This window comes from Symbiobacterium sp., assembly GCF_040797425.1.
Taxonomy (GTDB): Bacteria; Bacillota; Sulfobacillia; order Symbiobacteriales; family Symbiobacteriaceae; genus Symbiobacterium.
Genome location: NZ_JBFNEH010000012.1, coordinates 44,777 through 62,794 on the forward strand (window position 1 = coordinate 44,777; position 18,018 = coordinate 62,794).

The 18,018-nt window shown below is 69.5% G+C and carries 15 protein-coding genes; 5 read left to right on the forward strand and 10 right to left on the reverse strand.

What is annotated here, in order from left to right:
* Positions 1 to 152: 152 nt before the first annotated feature.
* The 6 genes from AB2385_RS05900 to AB2385_RS05925 all read right to left on the reverse strand — a co-directional run bounded on the left by AB2385_RS05900 (position 153) and on the right by AB2385_RS05925 (position 7,546).
* A complete protein-coding gene (locus AB2385_RS05900) occupies positions 153 to 1,322 on the reverse strand; it encodes an iron-containing alcohol dehydrogenase (protein WP_367654020.1) in 1,170 nt (389 codons plus the stop codon).
* Positions 1,323 to 1,455: 133 nt separating this feature from the next.
* Entirely contained in the window at positions 1,456 to 2,175 is a 720-nt protein-coding gene (locus AB2385_RS05905; RefSeq protein WP_367654021.1) for a lactate utilization protein C, read from the reverse strand.
* A 7-nt stretch (positions 2,176 to 2,182) separates the two neighbouring features.
* On the reverse strand, positions 2,183 to 3,721 hold the full coding sequence (locus AB2385_RS05910) for a LutB/LldF family L-lactate oxidation iron-sulfur protein (RefSeq protein WP_367654022.1): 1,539 nt from the start codon (positions 3,719 to 3,721) through the stop codon (positions 2,183 to 2,185).
* A complete protein-coding gene (locus AB2385_RS05915) occupies positions 3,718 to 4,449 on the reverse strand; it encodes a (Fe-S)-binding protein (RefSeq protein WP_367654023.1) in 732 nt (243 codons plus the stop codon). The genes AB2385_RS05910 and AB2385_RS05915 overlap by 4 nt, the downstream gene beginning before the upstream one ends.
* A 13-nt stretch (positions 4,450 to 4,462) precedes the next feature.
* Positions 4,463 to 6,247, reverse strand: a complete 1,785-nt coding sequence (locus AB2385_RS05920; protein WP_367654024.1) for an L-lactate permease — start codon at positions 6,245 to 6,247, stop codon at positions 4,463 to 4,465.
* Between the two features lie 255 nt (positions 6,248 to 6,502).
* Positions 6,503 to 7,546, reverse strand: a complete 1,044-nt coding sequence (locus AB2385_RS05925) for a cytochrome-c peroxidase (RefSeq protein WP_367654025.1) — start codon at positions 7,544 to 7,546, stop codon at positions 6,503 to 6,505.
* Between the two features lie 321 nt (positions 7,547 to 7,867).
* Between AB2385_RS05925 and AB2385_RS05930 the strand changes: the two genes are divergently transcribed.
* Genes AB2385_RS05930 through AB2385_RS05945 form a run of 4 tightly spaced genes read left to right on the forward strand, consistent with a single transcriptional unit; the run spans position 7,868 to position 11,774 of the window.
* Positions 7,868 to 8,347, forward strand: a complete 480-nt coding sequence (locus tag AB2385_RS05930) for a hypothetical protein (protein WP_367654026.1) — start codon at positions 7,868 to 7,870, stop codon at positions 8,345 to 8,347.
* Between the two features lie 12 nt (positions 8,348 to 8,359).
* Positions 8,360 to 9,544 (forward strand): iron-containing alcohol dehydrogenase, encoded by a 1,185-nt coding sequence (locus tag AB2385_RS05935; protein WP_367654027.1) that lies wholly within the window; start codon positions 8,360 to 8,362, stop codon positions 9,542 to 9,544.
* A gap of 35 nt (positions 9,545 to 9,579) precedes the next feature.
* Positions 9,580 to 11,526 (forward strand): aldehyde ferredoxin oxidoreductase family protein, encoded by a 1,947-nt coding sequence (locus AB2385_RS05940; protein ID WP_367654028.1) that lies wholly within the window; start codon positions 9,580 to 9,582, stop codon positions 11,524 to 11,526.
* Positions 11,527 to 11,537: 11 nt separating this feature from the next.
* Positions 11,538 to 11,774, forward strand: coding sequence for a MoaD/ThiS family protein (locus tag AB2385_RS05945; protein ID WP_367654029.1), 237 nt, complete (start codon positions 11,538 to 11,540; stop codon positions 11,772 to 11,774).
* Between the two features lie 64 nt (positions 11,775 to 11,838).
* Here the strand turns inward: AB2385_RS05945 and AB2385_RS05950 are convergent, their stop codons facing one another.
* Both AB2385_RS05950 and AB2385_RS05955 read right to left on the reverse strand, forming a co-directional pair.
* Positions 11,839 to 13,725, reverse strand: coding sequence for a prolipoprotein diacylglyceryl transferase family protein (locus tag AB2385_RS05950; protein ID WP_367654030.1), 1,887 nt, complete (start codon positions 13,723 to 13,725; stop codon positions 11,839 to 11,841).
* Positions 13,725 to 14,531 (reverse strand): hypothetical protein, encoded by an 807-nt coding sequence (locus AB2385_RS05955; protein WP_367654031.1) that lies wholly within the window; start codon positions 14,529 to 14,531, stop codon positions 13,725 to 13,727. Before AB2385_RS05955 ends, AB2385_RS05950 begins: the two co-directional genes overlap by 1 nt.
* Before the next feature lie 202 nt (positions 14,532 to 14,733).
* On the opposite strand from AB2385_RS05955, the gene AB2385_RS05960 reads away from it, so the two are divergent.
* Positions 14,734 to 15,462 carry a DsbA family protein gene (locus AB2385_RS05960; RefSeq protein ID WP_367654032.1) on the forward strand — a complete coding sequence of 243 codons (729 nt, stop codon included), beginning with the start codon at positions 14,734 to 14,736 and terminating at the stop codon, positions 15,460 to 15,462.
* Between the two features lie 135 nt (positions 15,463 to 15,597).
* Here AB2385_RS05960 and AB2385_RS05965 read toward each other — a convergent pair whose 3' ends face one another.
* On the reverse strand, positions 15,598 to 16,158 hold the full coding sequence (locus AB2385_RS05965; RefSeq protein WP_367654033.1) for a hypothetical protein: 561 nt from the start codon (positions 16,156 to 16,158) through the stop codon (positions 15,598 to 15,600).
* Positions 16,155 to 18,017 carry a VirB4 family type IV secretion system protein gene (locus tag AB2385_RS05970; RefSeq protein ID WP_367654034.1) on the reverse strand — a complete coding sequence of 621 codons (1,863 nt, stop codon included), beginning with the start codon at positions 18,015 to 18,017 and terminating at the stop codon, positions 16,155 to 16,157. Before AB2385_RS05970 ends, AB2385_RS05965 begins: the two co-directional genes overlap by 4 nt.
* Position 18,018: the final 1 nt, after the last annotated feature.

Below are 18,018 nucleotides of genomic sequence, written 5' to 3' on the forward strand. Positions count from 1 at the left end.
GGTCCCACCCGCCTGGCCGGCCTGCACAGCCGCGCGTAGCCTCCGGCGACTCAGGGCCCACCGCCCCTACACCGCGCCTCAGCACCAGCCAGTGCGAACAAGTGCGACGGCCCGCGCAGCAGTGTGGTGAGGCCGTCGGACCACCACTGCCCTTACAGCGACATCCGCAGGATCGCGGCCACGTCTTCCTGCGTCAGCTTGCGGAAGTGACCGATGGTCTCGCCCCTCATGGCCAGGGCAGCCATCCGCTCGATCTGCTCGTCGCCGATGCCGTAGTCGGCAAGCCGGGAGGGTGCGCCAATACTCGTCCAGAACTGCCGCAGCCGCTCGATCCCCTCCAGGCCCACTTCCCGGTCCGTGCGGCCTGCCGGGTCCACGTCGAATACCCGCACCGCCAGGCGGGCGAACCGCGCCGGGTTGACGTCCAGGCAGTACTTCATCCAGTTGGGCTGGACGATGGCCAGGCCGCCGCCGTGAGGGATGTCGTATACCGCCGAGAGCGCGTGCTCGATGGCGTGGGTGGCCCAGTCGCCCCCGTCGGTGCCCATGCTGAGCACGTCGTTCAGAGCCATCGTGCCGCAGAACATCAGGGTCTCCCTGGCCTCGTAGTCCGTTGGGTTGGCCACCACCTTGGGCGCCGCCTCCATCACCGTGCGCAGCAGGTCCTCGATCCAGCGGTCGATCAGGGGTGCGTTGTCCGCCGCGTGGAAGTACTGCTCCAGCGCGTGGGACATCATGTCCACCACGCCGTACACGGTGTGGTTCCGGGGCACGGTGAAGGTGTAGACGGGGTCCAGGATCGAGAAGGCGGGGTAGGTGTACGGCTCGGCGGACCAGCCGAGCTTCTGCCGGGTCTCCCAGTTGGTGATCACCGAGCTCGGGTTCATCTCCGAGCCGGTGGCTGCCAGGGTGAGCACCGTGCCGAAGGGCAGCGCCCCGGTTGCCTGTCCCTTCCCGGTAATGACCTCCCACACGTCCCCGTCATAGCGGGCCCCGACCGCGATGGCCTTGGCGCAGTCGATCACGCTGCCGCCCCCGACGGCGAGGATGAAATCGATCTGCTCCTGCCGGCAGATGGCGACACCCCGGTGGACGGTGCTGAGCCGCGGGTTGGGCTCCACCCCCGCCAGTTCGAACACCTGGCAGCCGACCTCCCGCAGGATGGCCATCACCTCGTCGTAGAGGCCGGTGCGCTTGATCGAGCCGCCGCCGTAAACCAGAAGCAGCCGCTTGCCGTAGGGTTCGAGTTCCGTCCGAAGGCACCGGAGCTGCCCGCGGCCGAAGATCAGCCTGGTGGGATTGTGGAAAACGAAATTGTCCATAGTGCGTGATCCTCTCCTCTGCTGTACGTGATGGTCCAGTGGCTTGTGCACGAGAGAGCGGCGATCGGCCCACCTTGTACGTATTATGAGCGAGCGGTGTTGGATCCTGCTTCCACGGCGCGACGAGGCAGCCTTACTCCGGCAGCAGCACGGCGTGGACGGAGCCGGGACCGTGGACGCCGATGCTGAGGTCGTTCTCGATGTCGGCGCTGCGGCTGGGTCCGGTGATCAGCACCAGGGAGGAGGGCAGTTCCGTCGCCCGGCCCACCCGCCTGATGGCCTCTGCGAGCGACGGCAGCAGCTGGGCGGGACGGATCAGGGCAACGTGCACGGGGGGCAGCAGGCTGACCACACGCCCCCGGCCGGGTGCGGAGCAGAGCAGGAGCGTACCGGTCTCGGCCACCGCCCAGTCGACGCCCGTGATCCCCGCCACAGCCCGGGCCGCCAGCTCTCTTGCCTGCCTGGGACCGGCCGCAGCGTTCCCGCCCCAGACCGCCAGGTCCAGACCGACTTCACGCAACGCACCGTCCAACCCCAGCGACGCCACCACCGGGTGGTTCCAGGCCATCACTATCGGCCGGTCACCGCCGGCGGCCTGAGCTGCCGGCAGCCCCGCCGCCCCGGCCGCCACCCGCGCTACGTGTGCGCGTGCGTCCGCCAGCGAGGCGGCCCGGTAGGGGGTGCCGCCCAGCCTCTCCAGCTCGCGGGCGAACCGTTCCCAGAGCGCGTCCAGCCCCCAGTCGGGAGACCGTGCGAGCAGCGACGCGTCGCTGTCCCATTCCACCGGCCCGGCCAGGGGCCGCTCCCGGCCCTTGCGGCGGGCCAGTGCGGTCAACAACTCGTGCTCGGTCATGGCCGCTTCACCTCCCTCCGCCAGGCCCGTCCGGGCCTGATGCCCCGGACTGTTCGGGCTGCTCCCGCGCGGCCCGCACGGCCGCCGCCGGCCCGGCGGGCTCCGCAACCAGGTCACCCCACAGCTCCCGGAAGGAGCGCGGGGCCAGCACTGGCACCTGTCGCCCGGCGGCCCAGGCGGCGAGGGGGCCGGGCCCTCGCTCTGACCAGCAGCCATCGCCGGCGGCCGATCCGGCGAAGAAGCCCCGCTGCAGCCACCGGGCGATGCGGCCGCTCAGCCGGTAGGCCCACGGGCGGCTCCAAGCCCAGGCCAGGAGCCGCATTGCCAGCCGCTCCCCACCCTCCGTGCGGCCGGCGGCCACGTTCTCCTCCCGCAGGCGCACCAGCAGGTCGTGGAGGGGAATCCCCACCGGGCAGACCTCGTGGCAGGCCCCGCAGAGGCTGGTGGCCATCGGCAGGTCTGACCACTCCTGCCGGCCGCCCAGCAGCGGCGTGATCACGGCGCCGATGGGGCCGCTGTACACCCCGCCATAGGCGTGGCCGCCGATCTGCCGGTAGACCGGGCAGACGTTCAGGCAGGCCCCGCACCGGATGCACGTGAGCACCTGCTCGTATTCGCTGCCCAGGATCCGGGAGCGCCCATTGTCCAGGAAGACCACGTGAAGTTCCTCCGGCCCGTCGAGCTCACCGGGCCGCCGGGGACCCGTGATCAGGTGGGTATAGGTGGTGATCTGCTGCCCGGTGGCACTGCGGGCCAGCACCGCCAGCAGGGGCGAGAGGTCCGCCAGGGTTGGAATCACCTTCTCGATTCCCACGATGGCCACGTGGACCGGCGGAACCGAGCTGACCAGCCGGCCGTTCCCCTCGTTGGTCACCAGCACCAGCGTTCCCGTCTCGGCCACCACGAAGTTGGCCCCGCTCACGCCGATTCCGGCGCGCAGGAACTTCTCCCGCAGCACCTGACGAGCCACGGCTGTCAGGGTAGGCGTGTCGGCGGACAGCGCGTGCCCGATCACCCGGCCAAAGAGTTCGGCCACCTGCTCCCGGGTCTTGTGAATGGCGGGGATGATGATGTGCGAGGGCGTCTCGCCGGCCAGCTGAACGATGTACTCGCCCAGGTCACTCTCCACCGCTTCGATACCTGCTCGGGCCAGGATCTGGTTCAGGTGGACCTCCTCCGAGGCCATCGACTTCGACTTGACCACCAGATCGGCGCCGCGGCGGCGGGCAATCTCCAGGACCACCCGCACCACGTCCTCGGCGTTGCGGGCGAAGTAGACTTGCCCCCCGCGCCGCTGAATTTGCTCCGCGGCCTGACCCAAGTAGTAGTCCAGATGGGCCACCGCATGCTGCCGGATTGCCGCCGCCCGGGCCCGCACCCGCTCGAAGTCGCCCAGGGCGAGCCCCTGCTCCGCCGAAGCCCGCAGCACCTCCATGGCCTGGCGGCGCATGCGGAAGAGCCGGTCCGTGGTGAACCGCAGGGCGCCCCGCAGACGGGCGTCGGCCAGGGCCCGGGAGACCCTTTCCGTGAACGGCCCGGCACTCATGCCAGCCCCACCCCCTCGGCCAGCAGGGTCGCCAGGTGCAACGTCCGCACCCCGGCGCCCCGCTGCCGCAGGCGGCCCTCGAGCTGCATGAGGCAGCCCAGGTCCGCGCTCACCAGGAGGTCGGCGCCTGCGGCGTTCAGGTGCTCGATCTTCTCATCGGCCATTGCCACCGAAATCTCCGGCTGCTTGATGCTGAAGGTGCCCCCGAAGCCGCAGCAGAGATCCGGCCGCTCCATCTCCACCAGTTCCAACCCCCGCACCCGCCGCAGCAGGCGCAGCGGCGGATTGCTCACCCCCAGGACCCTGGCCATGTGGCAGCCGTTGTGGTAGACCGCCCGGCCGCGATAGGAGGCGCCCAGGTCCTCCACCCCCAGCACGTCCACCAGGAACTGGGAGAGCTCGTAGGTCCGCGCGGCCACCTGCCGGGCCTGCTCCAGCAGCGCGGGCTCGTCCCGGAAGAGTTCCTCGTAATGGCGGCAGACCATTCCGGCGCAGGAACCCGACGGGGCCACGATGTAGTCACTGCCGCCGAAGGCCGCGAGGTGCTGCCGGGCCAGGACCGCTGCCTCGGTGCGGAAGCCGCTGTTCCACATGGCCTGGCCGCAGCAGGTCTGTCCCTGCGGAAAGTCCACCTGCACCCCCAGGTGGCGAAGCAGCCGTACAGTGGCCACCCCGACCTCCGGGAAGAGCAGATCGGCCAGGCAGGTGATGAACAGAGAGACGCGCATGCCGCTCATCCCCTCAGGCGCCGCGTGCGCTGCCTGCCCCTGACAGGGCAGGGGCGGCGGTGCGGGCGCGCACCAGGATGCCAAGCCCCACCAGCAGCAGCCCGCCCAGCACCAGGGTTCCAAGGTTCAGCCCAACGCCGTAGTTCCAGATGTAGGCGAGCGAACCGGCCAGCAGCACGTAGTAGGTCATGGGGATGATGGTCTTGCGGATCATCGCCCCCTCCTGGCCTGCCAGGCCCACGACCGCCGCGGCCGCCACCACGTTGTGGACGGTGATCATGTTGCCGGCGGCGCCCCCCACCGCCTGCACGGCTACCACCACCTCGCGAATGGCCCCGATCTGGTCAGCCACGCCCCACTGGAAGAGGGCGAACATCATGTTGGAGACGGTGTTGGAGCCGGCCACGAACGCCCCGAGTGCGCCGATCCAGGGCGCGAAGAGCGGCCAGGCGGCGCCGGCTGCGGTGGCGGCGGCGGTGGCCAGGGTGAGGGGCATCGACGCGAGGCCTGACGCTCCGCCGTCCGAGTTGATAAAGACCCGCACCATCGGCACCGCGAAGAGGAGCGCCGGCGCTGCCCCGAGCACCTGCCGGAAGGCTGACGCCCATGCGCGCTTTACCTCAGAGACTTTCATCCCATGAAGGAGCACCACCAGCAGCGAGACCAGGATAAAGATGAAGCCCGGGGAGTACAGCGGCGTCACGGAAGCAGACAGGCTAGTGCCGAAGATGTTCGGCCACGCGATCACGATGTTGTTCAGCGGCGCCTTCAGCCCGACTTGGGGAACCCGGGTCAGCACCAGCAGACCCGCCACCAGCACGTAGGGGAGCCACGCCTTGAGCAGGGTCATGCCGGGCCGCTCCTGGCCCACCTCGCCTTCCACGGTTCCCATCCAGTCCTTCTCCCACCGGGCCCGCGGCGGGAAGTCAAAGACCTCCGCCGGCACCAGGAAGCCCTTGCGGGCCGCAGCCACCACGATGGCGAGGCCCACGAGACCGCCGATCAGGGATGGGAACTCCGGTCCCAGGAAGTAAGCCACCAGAAGGTACGGAACCGTCATGGCGAAGGCGGAGAACAGAGCGAACCGCCACGCCTTCAGGCCCTCCACGAAGGAGCGGCGCTCGCCGTAGAAGCCGGTCAGGAAGCTGCTGATGAACAGCGGAATCAGGGTGCCGGCGGCGAAGTGCAGCAGCGCCGCCCGCCACGCGATCTGCCCCAGGTACTCGGTCCACTGGCCGAAGCCGGAAGCCGCCACGTAGTTCTGTACGATCTCGGTGTTCAGCCCGGTGCTTACCCCCACCAGCACCGGCGTCCCGATCGCGCCGAAGGTCACCGGAGTCGACTGGATCATGAGGCCCACCATGACGGCGGCCGACGCCGGGAACCCCAGCGCCAGCATCAGCGGCCCCGCCACGGCGGCGGGCGTGCCGAAGCCCGATGCCCCCTCGATGAAGCTGCCGAACAGCCAGCCCACGATGATCGCCTGAATGCGCCGGTCGGGGCTGATGTCCATGAACCCGCGGCGGATGGTGGCCACCGCACCGCTCTCCCGGAGCGTGGCCAGGAGCAGCAGCGCCCCGAACACGATGAACAGGATGTCCAGGGCGACCACGACCCCCTGGGCGATGGAGGCGGCCACGTGCACCCCGGTCACCTTCCACACGGTCATGGAGACCGCGGCTGCCACGACCAGCGCCAGGGGCATGGCCCGGCTCGCCGGCCAGCGGAGGACGACCAGGAACAGGAACACGGTCAAGATCGGACTGATGGCCAGAAACGCCAGTGTGCCAGACGGCATCACAACCCCCCCTTTGGTCGGCCCGACCCTCCGGCCCGTTGGTGTCCGCGTGCGCGCCCGCGGACATGCGGCCGGGTGGTCAGACCATCAGTCCATTCATATTGGCCGGCGTCCGCCTTTTTCCTTCTTTTTCGTAATGTTACCTTTGTCACATATCTTGGCCTGCACGCGGTCTGCCCGTCCCCCATCACCGGTGCCCGGCGTCTGCACATAAAAAGACCGGGGAGCTTACGCCCCGGTCTCTGGGGTTGAAGTTTACTCGGCCGGCAGGACCGGCACCGTCACCGCGGGCATCTCGCCCACCAGCGAGCGCAGGAAAGCGACGATGTCGTCCCGCTGCTGGTCGGTCAGCTCCACGCCCAGCTGCACCCTGGCCATGATCGTCACGGCCTCCTCCAGCGTCTCCACGGACCCGTCGTGGAAGTACGGCCCGGTCAGCGAGACGTTGCGGAGGGTCTGGACCCGGAAGAACTTCTCATCCTCCGGGTTGTTGGTCCAGCTCGCCTTGCCTGCGTCGCTCCCCCAGTCGAACTTCATCATGGCCCCGCTGGAGAGGGCCGGGCCGGCGTGGCACGAGGTGCAGCCGATGGAGTCGAAGGTCTCCATGCCCCGGATGGCCTGCGGCGAGAGCGCCTGCTTGTCGCCGCGCAGGTAGCGGTCCAGTGCGTCGTTGGGCGTGATCAAGGTGCGCTCGAAGGCGGCGATAGCCTTCACGATGTTGTCGAAGGTGATGGGATCGGCCTCACCCGGGAAGGCCTTCTCGAAATACTCGTGGTAGCCCTTGATGGACTTGATGCGCGCCACGGCCTGGTCGGCGGGCATGTTCATCTCGCCTTCGGCCTGGATGGGGCCCTTGGCCTGCTCCTCCAGCCCCTGGGCGCGGCCGTCCCAGAACTGGTTCTGGAAGAAGGCGGCGTTCAGCACCGTCGGAGCGTTGCGGGGCGTGTTCTGGAAACCATGGCCGATCGAGGTGGGAAGGCGGTCGGTTCCGCCCAGCCCGAGGTTGTGGCAGGTCGCACAGGAGATCACGCCGCTGCTGCTGAGCCGGGGGTCGAAGTAGAGCATCTTGCCCAGCTCCACCTTCTCCGGGGTGGTCGGGTTGTCCTCGGGCTCGGGTGGTGCAACGATCGTGGCGAAGTTCCCCTCCCGGACCATGGTCAGTTCGCCGGACCCGGACGGGTTCGCGGACAAGTCGGCGGTCGTGGTCGAAGTTGGGGTCGAGGGAGCGGAGCTGCAGCCGACAACCAGACCCAGGGTCAGGGCTCCGGCCAGCGCAAGGATGTGCCGTCGCCGAAACATGCCTGCATCCTCCTCTGTGTGTCGTGGCTGAGTTTGCGGGGAGTCTTCCCCTCGTAACCCCACGATAATCTAGAATCTTTCCAAACACAAACTCGCGTATCTGATATCCGGTATAATTCTGTGTTATCGGACGAATAAGATACGCCTGGCCTGCTCCGCACGGCACGTGGCCAGATTCGCGGGACCATGCGCCTCCGGGGGAACGTGTATACGAAGGGTCTAGGTCAGGCACCCGAGCGGAAGAGTACAGGATTCTGGACGCTAATCGTCGAACTTCTTGTAAGGTTGCGTTCGGAGCATCAGCGGAAAGGGATGATGGGCATGAAGGGACTGAAGGCGCTCCTCATCCGGATCCTGCTCTGGTTTCTGGGCCGGGGCATGTGCGTCTGCGCCCGGCTGGACAGTCGGGTGGCCGCCGAGGTCAGCTCCTGGGCCGAGGGTGCGGGGCTCTGCCTCGCGATTGCGCCGTCCGGACCGGCCATGTCGCTGGCGCGGCAGGGCGGCCGCCTCCGCTTCCTGGGCCTCCGTCCACTGCCAGACGCCACCCTGCTCATCACCTTCAAACACCTCGACGGTGCGTTGCCGGTGTTCCTGGGGCAGATGTCCATCGCCCGGGCCTACGCCGAGCGGCGCATGACCATGCGTGGCGACCTCACCTTCGCCATGTCGGCGGTGCGGGCAATCCTCGTCACCGAAGCCTACCTCTTCCCCGGCCTCATCACCCGCCGCATCATGCAACGGGTGCCGGTGCGGGAGGTCTCGATGGCCCGCGTCTACCTGGTCACGCTGTTTGCTGCCTGAGGAGGGGTGAACGTGCTGCCGCGGTATTACGAGTTCTACAACCCCGTCAAGGTACTCTCCGGGGAGAACGCCCTCGAGAACCTTCCCCACGAGTTGGAGCACCTGCACGCCAGCCGGCCGATGCTGCTCACCAACCGGGAGCTCACCCAGATCGGGCTCACCGGGGTGGTCGAGGCGGCGCTCAAGAGTGCGGGCCTGGCCCTGGCGGCGCGGTTTGAGGACATCCCGCCCGACTCGTCGGTGCACGTGGTCAACGCAGCCGGGCGCCTCTACCGCGAGGCAAACTGTGACGCCATCATCGCCCTGGGCGGCGGCTCGGTCATCGACACCGCCAAGGGACTCCGCATCCTCATTGGCCAGGAGACCGACGACATCATGCAGTACGTGGGGGCCGACATCGTGAAGCCGAAGCGGCACGTGCCCTTCGCCGTGATCCCCACCACGGCCGGCACGGGCTCCGAGGCCACCCTGGTGGCAGTGATCGCCCACCCGGAGCGGAAGGTGAAGATGGAGTTCGTCTCCCACCACCTGCTGCCCGACCTGGCGGTGCTGGATCCCCGCATGACGCAGTCGCTGCCGCCCCGGCTCACCGCATCCACAGGCATGGACGCCCTGGTGCACGCCATCGAGGGCTACACCTGCATCCAGCGGAACCCCCTCAGCGACGCCTACGCCTGGGCGGCAATCGAGCTCATCCGGGAGTACTTACCCCGCGCGGTGGTGAACGGGCGCGACACCGAGGCGCGCCTCGCCATGGCCAACGCCGCCCTCATGGCCGGCGTCGCCTTCTCCAACTCCATGGTGGGGCTCGTCCACGCCATCGGCCACGCCTGTGGCGGCGTGGCGCGGGTGGCCCATGGCGACGCCATGACCATCCTGCTGCCCCACGTGATGGAGTACAACCTCGACGTGACCGGAGAGCGGTACGGCCGGCTGCTGCTGGCCCTGGCGGGGCCTGACGTGTACGCGGCGACGCCGGCCGCCGAGCGGGGGGCGAAGGCCATCGCCACGGTCCGTGAGCTCAGCCGGCGGCTCAACGAGGCGTGCGGCCTGCCGCTCCGCCTCCAGGACGTGGGCGTGAAGGAGGACCTCCTGCCGGACATCGCCCGCACCGCCCTCAACGACGGCGCCCTCCTGATGAACCCCAAGGAAGCCGGGCTTGACGACGTGCTGCAGATCCTCAAGCAGGCCCTGTGACGGGGGTGGCAGCGGCGCACAAAGGGGGTGAGAACGTGCCCACACGTTTCAAGGGATACATGGGCCGGATGCTGCAGATCGATCTTTCCGCCCGCCAGGTGAGCGAATACCCCGTCACGGACGAGCAGCGAGAGCGCTACCTGGGCGGCAAGGTGCTGGCCGCCCGCATCCTGGCCGACCTGATCACCGGGCCCATCGACCCCTTCGGGCCGGAGAACGTCGTCGTCATCACCACCGGGCCGCTCACCGGCACCGGGGCGCCCATGGCGACCCGGTTCAACGTTTCCACCATCTCCCCCCTCACCGGGCTCCTGGCCTCGTCCAACTGCGGCGGCTCCTTCGGCCTCCACCTCAAGAAGGCCGGGTACGACGGGCTGGTGATCACCGGCCGGGCCGAGGCCCCCGTGTGGCTCGAGATCACGGAGGATGGCGTGCGTTTCCATGATGCCTCGCACCTCTGGGGAATGACCACCAGCGAGACCCAGGCGGCCCTCCCGCCCCGCGCCGGCAAGCTGGTGATCGGCCCCGCGGGCGAGAACCGGGTCCGCTTCGCCGGGCTCGCCAGCGACGACCGCATGGCGGCCCGGGCCGGCGGGGGCGCGGTCTTCGGGTCCAAGAACTTGAAGGCCCTGGTGGCCTACGGCCGCAAGACGGTCCCCGTGGCCCGGCCCGAGCGGGTGAAGGCGCTCTACAAGGAGTGGGCACAGGCCCTCCGGTCGCACCCCATCACCGGCAACCAGCTCCCCCGGCTGGGAACCGCCGGGCTGCTGGCCGGAATGCAGGCCCACCGGATGCTGGCCACCCGCAACTTCAGCCGGGGCCGGTTCGACCAGTTCGACGCCGTCTCCGGCGAGACCCTGGCCGAAGAGCACCTGATCCGCAACGGCGGCTGCGCCGGGTGCCCGGTCCACTGCGGCCGGGAAGTGCTCCTGCCCGAGGAGCCACCGAACGCGGCGGAAACTGCCGCGGCCGCCGCAGGGGATGGGCGGAAGGGCCGCAGGGTGAAGGGCCCCGAGCTGGAGACGCTGGTGCTCCTGGGGCCCAATCTGGAGAACGCCGACCTGTCGGCCATCATCCGCTGGAACTACCTCCTGGACGAGCTGGGCATGGACTCCATCTCCACCGGCGGCACCATCGCGTTCGCCATGGAACTGAACGAGAAGGGGCTCTGGGAGAACGGCCTCCGCTTCGGCGAGGTGGAGAACCTGCCGCAGCTCTTCGACGACATCGCCCACCGGCGGGGCATCGGCGACCTGCTGGCCGAGGGGAGCCGCCGCCTGGCCCAGCGCTTCGGCGGGATGAGCTTCGCCATGCAGGTGAAGGGGCTGGAGCTGCCGGCCTACGAGCCTCGCGGGGCAGTGGGCCAGGGGCTGGGCTACGCGGTCGCCAACCGGGGCGGCTGCCACCTCAACGCCGGCTACCTGGCCGTGCTGGAAGGGCTGGGGCTGGAAATGGACCCCCACACCCCGCGGGGCAAGGCAGCGCTCACGATCCTGATGCAGGACCTCATGGAGGGCATTTCCGCCGCGGGCAACTGCCTCTTCAGCTCGTACGACGTCTTCCCGGCACCCCTGCTCCATCGACCCAACGGCTGGCTCACCCGCACCGTCAACCGGCTCCTGCCCTGGCTCGGCCCGGCCGTCGCCCTCATCCACCGCCTGCCGTGGCTGCCCATGCACCTGCCGGGCCTGCCGGTGACGCGCGCACTGGAGGCGGTGACCGGGATGAAGATGGACCTGGGCCGGCTGAAGGGCATCGGGGAGCGGGGCTACAACCTGGAGCGGCTGGTGAACGTGCGGCTCGGCGTCACCGCTGCCGACGACGACCTGCCCGAGCGGCTGAAGGCCGTCGAGCAGGTCCCGGGCGACCCCCGCACCCGGGTGCCGCTCGAAGTCATGAAGCGGCAGTATTACCGCCTACGGGGCTGGACGCCGGACGGCGTGCCCACGCCCCGGCTGCTCCGGCGCCTGGGGCTGCAGTAGGGGGTGAGGCGATGGTCACGGTACGCATCTTCGGCACGCTGCGGCTGGATGCGAAGCAGCGGCAGGTCGCCGTGAAGGCGGCCACCGTGCAGGAGGCGCTGCAGAGGGTCGCCGCAGAGCTGGGGCTCCCCTCGGTCGAGCCGCTCCTTCGGGCCTCGGTCTACGTGAACGGCGAGCGGGCGGGGCTGCGCACCCGCCTCCGGGACGGCGACGAGTTGTACCTCCTCTCCCCCGCGGCCGGGGGATAGCCCCCGCACCCGTCCCTGTGCATCGGGGGATATGGCCAAAGTCAGGCCATATCCCCCTTTCGCGTTAACCTTGCGGCCGGTCGTCGGCTGCGGCCAGGCGGGAGAAGCGCCGGTTCGACCCGGGGAAGTCGACGCCGGTGACGAACCACGCTACCAGGCCGACCAGCAGCGCCGCGGCCAGCATGCCCGGCGTCACCGGGGCGGGATCCGGGGGGGGCACGTTCACCAGCGTGAACGGGACGCCCAGCAGGGCGCTTCCCACGGCCAGCCACTGATACAGCCGGAGCCGCGCCACCGTGGGCGTCTGCGGTTCGCCGCGGTACGCCTCCTCCACGAAGCGCGCCAGACCGCTCAGGATGAGGTAGAGACCGATCACCACTCCCACCGGGGCCCCCACCGCCCAGAGCCGGAAGAGGAGCGCCGCGAGGCAGAGGTTGGCGAGAATCGAGTAGAGCGGCGTCGGGTGCAGCGGCACGCCGGCGAGCCCGGCGATCTGCGTCACCCGCGACCGGGGATGGCGGTAGCGGATGCCCGCCGCCGTCGCCGTGGGGGCGCCGTGGCAGCAACCCTGCACGAGGCAACGAAGGCGGCCGGTAGCCTGCACCAGGGGAAGGGCCAGGGCCAGCGCCCCCAGCAGCGGCAGGACGTCGACGCCCCGGAGCAGCAGAAGGCCGCATCCCGCGAGGCCGCCGAGGAGACCCCCGTACCAGCCGAGCGGACGGAGCAGCACCGGCGAGCCCTCGATGTACTGTGCCCAGAGGGCCGCCCCCAGCAGCGAGGCCAGCGCCACACCCACCACCGGCAGGACGTGGCCCGACCCCGCCAGCCGCATGACCACCAGCGCCCCCAGCGCCCCGCCGGCGCCGGTGTAGAAGCCGTGGTTGAGGATGCGCACGGGCCCGATCCGCCACTCCCGCCACGAATTGGCCACCCGCTCGGCCCCCCGCAGCAGCATTCGCCAGAGGGCGGCGTGGAGGTCGACCAGCAGGAAGAGGCCCACGGCGATGACCACCGCCAGTCGTGTCGACGCGTTCCCATCCAGAGCGGCAGGTGCGCCAGGCGACTCCGCGCCGCCCAGGACGGTCCCGACGGCCAGCAGCGCCGCGCAGGTCAGACCGACCCCGCTGCAGCCCCGCCCGCGGCGGCGCCAGGCGCCCCAGGAGAGCAGCCCCCAGAACACGGGCCAGGCCACGGGGGCGTTGGGCCAGAGCAGGTAGAGCAGTGCGGCCGCCACGAGTCCCAGCAGCCCCGTCACCGCAAAGCGGCGTAGGGTCTTCTTCCTGCGCACGAAGAGCGGCGTCGCGGCAGCCACGGCCAGGGCGGCCCCGTGCGTCCACCCCGACCAGGGGGCCATCCCCAACCGCGTGAGCGCCAGCCCGAAGAGTCCCCACGGCAGCAGCACCAGCAGGTAGACGGAGGCCCGTTCCCACCAGGCGGGCCGTCCGCGACCCGGGGCGGGCAGACCGAGGCGCGCGGGCCGCACGGCCGACCCGAACCGGCGCCGCAGGTCCCGGCCCTCGTAGCCGGCCACCAGCGCCGCCAGCGCCAGTGCCGCGACGGGGGTGACGAGCCAGAGTCCGCTCGCCGAACCGGCCCAGACCGAAAGGCCCGCCGCCAGCAAGACGAAGCCGACGTAGATGGGGTGCGAGACCCAGCGGTAGATGCCCCGGGCCACATACCGGGGCGGAGGGTACGCGTTCATGGGCAGCCCCTTCCCGTGAACGGCCAGGGCCAGCATGCCCAGAAGCATCAGGACCGTTCCGGCCCCGGCCAGCGCCGCACCCGCTGCGGGGGCGTGGACCGCGGGCAACGTCACCACGTCTTCGCTGGCCACGGCCCACCACAGGAGAAGGCCGGGCGCCAGCACCGCCCAGACGAATCCGTACAGCAGGGGGCCGAGGACCTGCGGCCGCTGCGCCGGCCTGCGAGTCTCCAGTGCGGGTTGCCTCATCACCACCGGACCACCTCGTGGATGGCCCAGCCCTCCGACGCTCCCAGCGCGCCGCGGGTGAGCCGCTTCGATTCGCACGCGTCCCGGAACCGCCGGGGCAGGAGCGAGACCAGCCCCGGCACGGCGCTGAACACATTGGCCGCGAGCGGTCCCTCCCGGAGCGGCCGGTAGTCACCGAGAGGGAGGTCCGTCCACGTGCCGGAGTCCGGAACCGAGATGAGCTCCGGCCGCACCGCGGCCCCTTGCACCAGCGAGCCGTTCCACAGCACAAACTGACGCCGGGTCGCCTCGGGCTCCGCTGCCCGCTCCCAGCGAATCCAGACCAGCGCGTCGCTCCGGGAGAGGAAGCGGCCCCAGAGAAGGAGGTCGAAGGGCAGCTGCCAGGGCGGCACGGTGAGTTCCAGTTCCTCCACGTAGCCAAGCCCCTGAATCGCCACTGCCCCCAGGCCCGGTGCGCCGTCGAGCCGAACGCGGGCCTCCGCGCGGGGCTGGTGGAGCCGCCATCGGATGACACCTTCCGGCGTCTGCAGCAGGTCAAGGGCCACGGGTGTGTCCACCGCCGTCCACTCGCCCTCCAGCTGCAGGGCGCCGCACCGCCACGTGCAGTTGCCGCCGCCGAGCACGGGCGCCGTCACCGATCGCAGTGCGTGGAGCTGACGCGGGGCCAGCCCCGCCGGCGCCACCAGCGCCGCGGCATACTGGAGGGCGAGGGAACGCCACCGGAGCCGGGCAAAGTATCCGATGATGGCCGATCCGTCATCGGCGACGCAGTCCAGGTACCACTTGGAAAGGTGGAATGTGTCCAAACGCTAACTCCTCCCTGGTTTCGGATATGACCCGACCACCTGCGAAACCCCGAGCGGTCTGCGCGGCGGTGAGGCTACCCCGGTGTATGGGGGCGGTACTGGGGGTACGCTACACAGCGAACAAAATAGAGGACTTTATCGTTATTAATAGTGCCCATCTCATGGTGTAATGGGTCAGTTCACGCAAAGGGGCGAAATCCGTATGTCAAAGACCAAAGAGCGCCGGCACCCCTACCGGAAGCGCGATAACAGCCTCTGGTGGATCGTCGGCGTGGCCGTCGGAGCCAGCGCCCTGCTGATTGCGCTGAGCAGCCTCTCCGCCGGAAGGCTCGGAAGGATCGTCGTGCCGGAGAACGTCCGGAGCGACCAGGAACGGCTGGCGGAGCGCAACGTGCGCGGCCGCGCCGATGCGCCCGTGGAACTGGTGGAGTACAGCGACTTCCGCTGCCCGCACTGCATGGACGCCGCCGAGGCCTTGAGCGCACCCCTCAACGATTTGATCGAGGCAGGCACGGTCCGGTTCGTTCACAAGCACATGCTGGTGATCGACCCGCAGAACACCTCGCTGGTTGCGGCACAGGCCGCCGAGTGCGCCGCCGACCAGGGCTACTACTGGGCGTTCCACGACACCCTGTTCGCCAACTTCGGGCACGGCCCGCAGTGGAGCCGGAACGCCATGCAGCAGTACGCCCGGGAACTGGGGCTCGACACAAAGGCGTTCAACGACTGCATGAACGCCAACAAGTACAGGGACAAGGTGCTGGCCGACTCCCTCGAGGCGTACCAGACCCCGGGCATCACCGGCACGCCCGCCTTCCTGATCAACGGCACGCTGTTCCAGCCCCAGCGGAGCTACTACGACGTGATCGAGGCGATTCAGGCTGCAGCCGGCGAGGCGAGCGGACAGGAAACCAGCCAGGCCGGCGAATAGGGGAAGCGGCCTCCATGCGGGGGCCGCTTCTCTCTTCCTCACCACAGTCCCCGGCTCGTACCGGCGCCTGGCGAGCGGAAGCTGCTGAGCCCTCCCCGTCCGCCTGCGCGGACCCGCCGCCAGGGCAGATGGCGCTCACCCGGTGCATTCCCATTCCTCAGCGTTCATGTCGTACTTACACCGGATGCCCTTCTCCAGCAGCAGATTGGCGCGCGATTCCATCTCCCGCGCCCAGTTTTTCTGATCGGCGCTGAAGCCCAGCTCGTTCATCACCTGCTCCATGGTCTTGAGCCGGTACCGCCAGTAATCTACCTCGATACAGTGCTCCCACGGCGGATCGTCCTCGTCGTGCCAGTGGCACTCGGTCTGGGTCCATTCGTAGAGGTACGTGAAGCGCTTGATCGCGTTCTTCGCCGCCTGGTAGTCCACAGACTTGAAGTTCTGGTCCCGCACCACGGCGTCCACGGCGATGGCCTCCTGCCATGGCACCAGCACGCCGTTGTAATAGTAGTCTGACGGCACCCTCGACAGCTTCTTGGTTTCGGCCTTCCAGTCATCGGCGGCCTGCACGTACAGCTGCGCCACGGCGGAGCGGGCCAGCGGGATCTTCTGGTAGAGCGTGATGGGCGTGGCGAAGAGCATCATCACCAGAATGAGTACGCCGAACAGCGTCGTGGGCCGTCGGATCGGTCTCACGGCGCCACCTCGGCCCGGGCGTCGGCCTCAAGGCTCGGCTCCAGCAGCGGCATCTCGTGCGGGGCGGCCTCGATGAAGACGTGCACCCGCTGGTTGCCGGCCACCAACAGGCCCTCGCCCCGCTTGGCGCGGGAGAGCAGGTCCTTTTCCGCCTCCGAGAGGGAGAGCAGGCGCGGCACGACTTCGAGATCTTTTTCGCCCTGGCGCAGCAGCAGTTTCAGCGACGCGTTGCCCAGCACCGCCTCGCCCTGGCGCGCCACTTCCGGCGCCAGGAAGTCCACCACGTTCTGCGAGATGATGGTGATGCTGCCGCTGTACTTCCGGATGCGCTTGGACATGTCGCGCAGGAAGTCCAGGGCCTGCGGCACCCGGGGGTCGGCCAGGATCCAGGCCTCGTCCACCACCAGCATCTTCCGCTCCGACCGGTCGTGGCGGATGAGGTCCCAAGCATAAGTGAGCACGTTGAAGTACTGCGCCCTCCGCGTGGCGTCGTCCGCATGCTGCAGGTCGTGCACGTCCAGCACGATGAAGTCGGCCGTTGGCGGCACGCTGGACGGGCCGCCCCACAGGGCGGCGTCGGCCCCCTCGCCGGCCGCGCGCAGGAGCAGCGCCAGGCGCTGCCACCGCTCCGGGTCCACCTCAGCCCGGGCCTTCAGGAACTGGTACAGGTCGCGGGTGTTGGGCCAGCGGCCTACCTCCTCGGGCCGGGTGTCCCACGTGATGTCGAACTCCCGGTAGAGGTCGAGGATCGCCTCCTCCAGGTTGGCGCGGTCCAGGTCCGTAAGGTCGCGCAGGTAAAGGGCAAAGAAGGTACGCAGCCGCTGGAGGTGCGCCGCGAGGGGGCTGCTGACCCAGGCCTGTGTGGGGTCTTCCGCAGCCGTCCCGGTCTGGTCGTCCTCAGGTTCCGGCCGGAACTGGAAGGGGTTGATGCGCCCGCCGCCGCCGGCGGCGTTGACCCAGCTGCCGCCCAGGCTCTGGCAGAGGTGCCGGTACTCCCGCTCGGGGTCGAGGATGACCACCTTGCAGCCCAGCATGTACTCCCGGAGCAGCATCAGCTTGACGGCGAAGGACTTGCCGGCGCCGGAGGTGGCCAGCACCGCCATGTTGGGGTTGGTGATGCCGGCCTCCTCCGGCGGGGTCCAGCGGTCAAACAGCACCAGCCCGGCCCGGTCGTCCCGCCCCAGCAGGATCCCCCGGCCGTGGTTGACCGAGCCGCCCACGAAGGGGAAGGCGCCGGCCACCGTCTCGGACGGCATCGAGCGGGGGGCAATGGGCGCCAGCCGCGGCGGCAGCCACGCCCAGGGGCCCGCGGCGGCGAGCCCCTCCTGCTGCAGGAAGATGGCGGCGCGGACCCGCATGCCGGCCGCAGCCGCCGCGGCCTCCACCCGCCGGGCCCGTTGCTCTACTTCCTTCGCGTCCCGACCCAACACCAGCAGCACCACCACCACGGCGAAGACCTGTTGCTGCTCCTGGTCGATCTTGCGCAGGAGCTCCTGCGCGTCCCGCAGGCTCTGTTCCGTCCGCTGGATCACCAAAGCGTTGCGGGTGCCCCCCTGCAGGCGTGCGCCGAACTCGGTGATCGAGGCGGTGATGCGCTTCACCAGCAGGCTGGGGTCAGCGGGGGTCAGATGCATGCTCCCCACCACACCGGGCATGGAGAAGAGCCGGGCCAGCCAGGCCATGGGCACCTTGGGCGGGTACTCGTAGACCAGCAAGACCTTGCCGGCCCTTTCACCCAGCGTGAGGGATGCCCGCTGGAAGTCGAGGGCCGGCGGGGCGAAGAGGTCGATCAGGTTCGGGGGCACGGCATCGAAGCCGGGCTCCCGTACAGCGGTCTGCTTGCGACGAAAAAGCGGCATC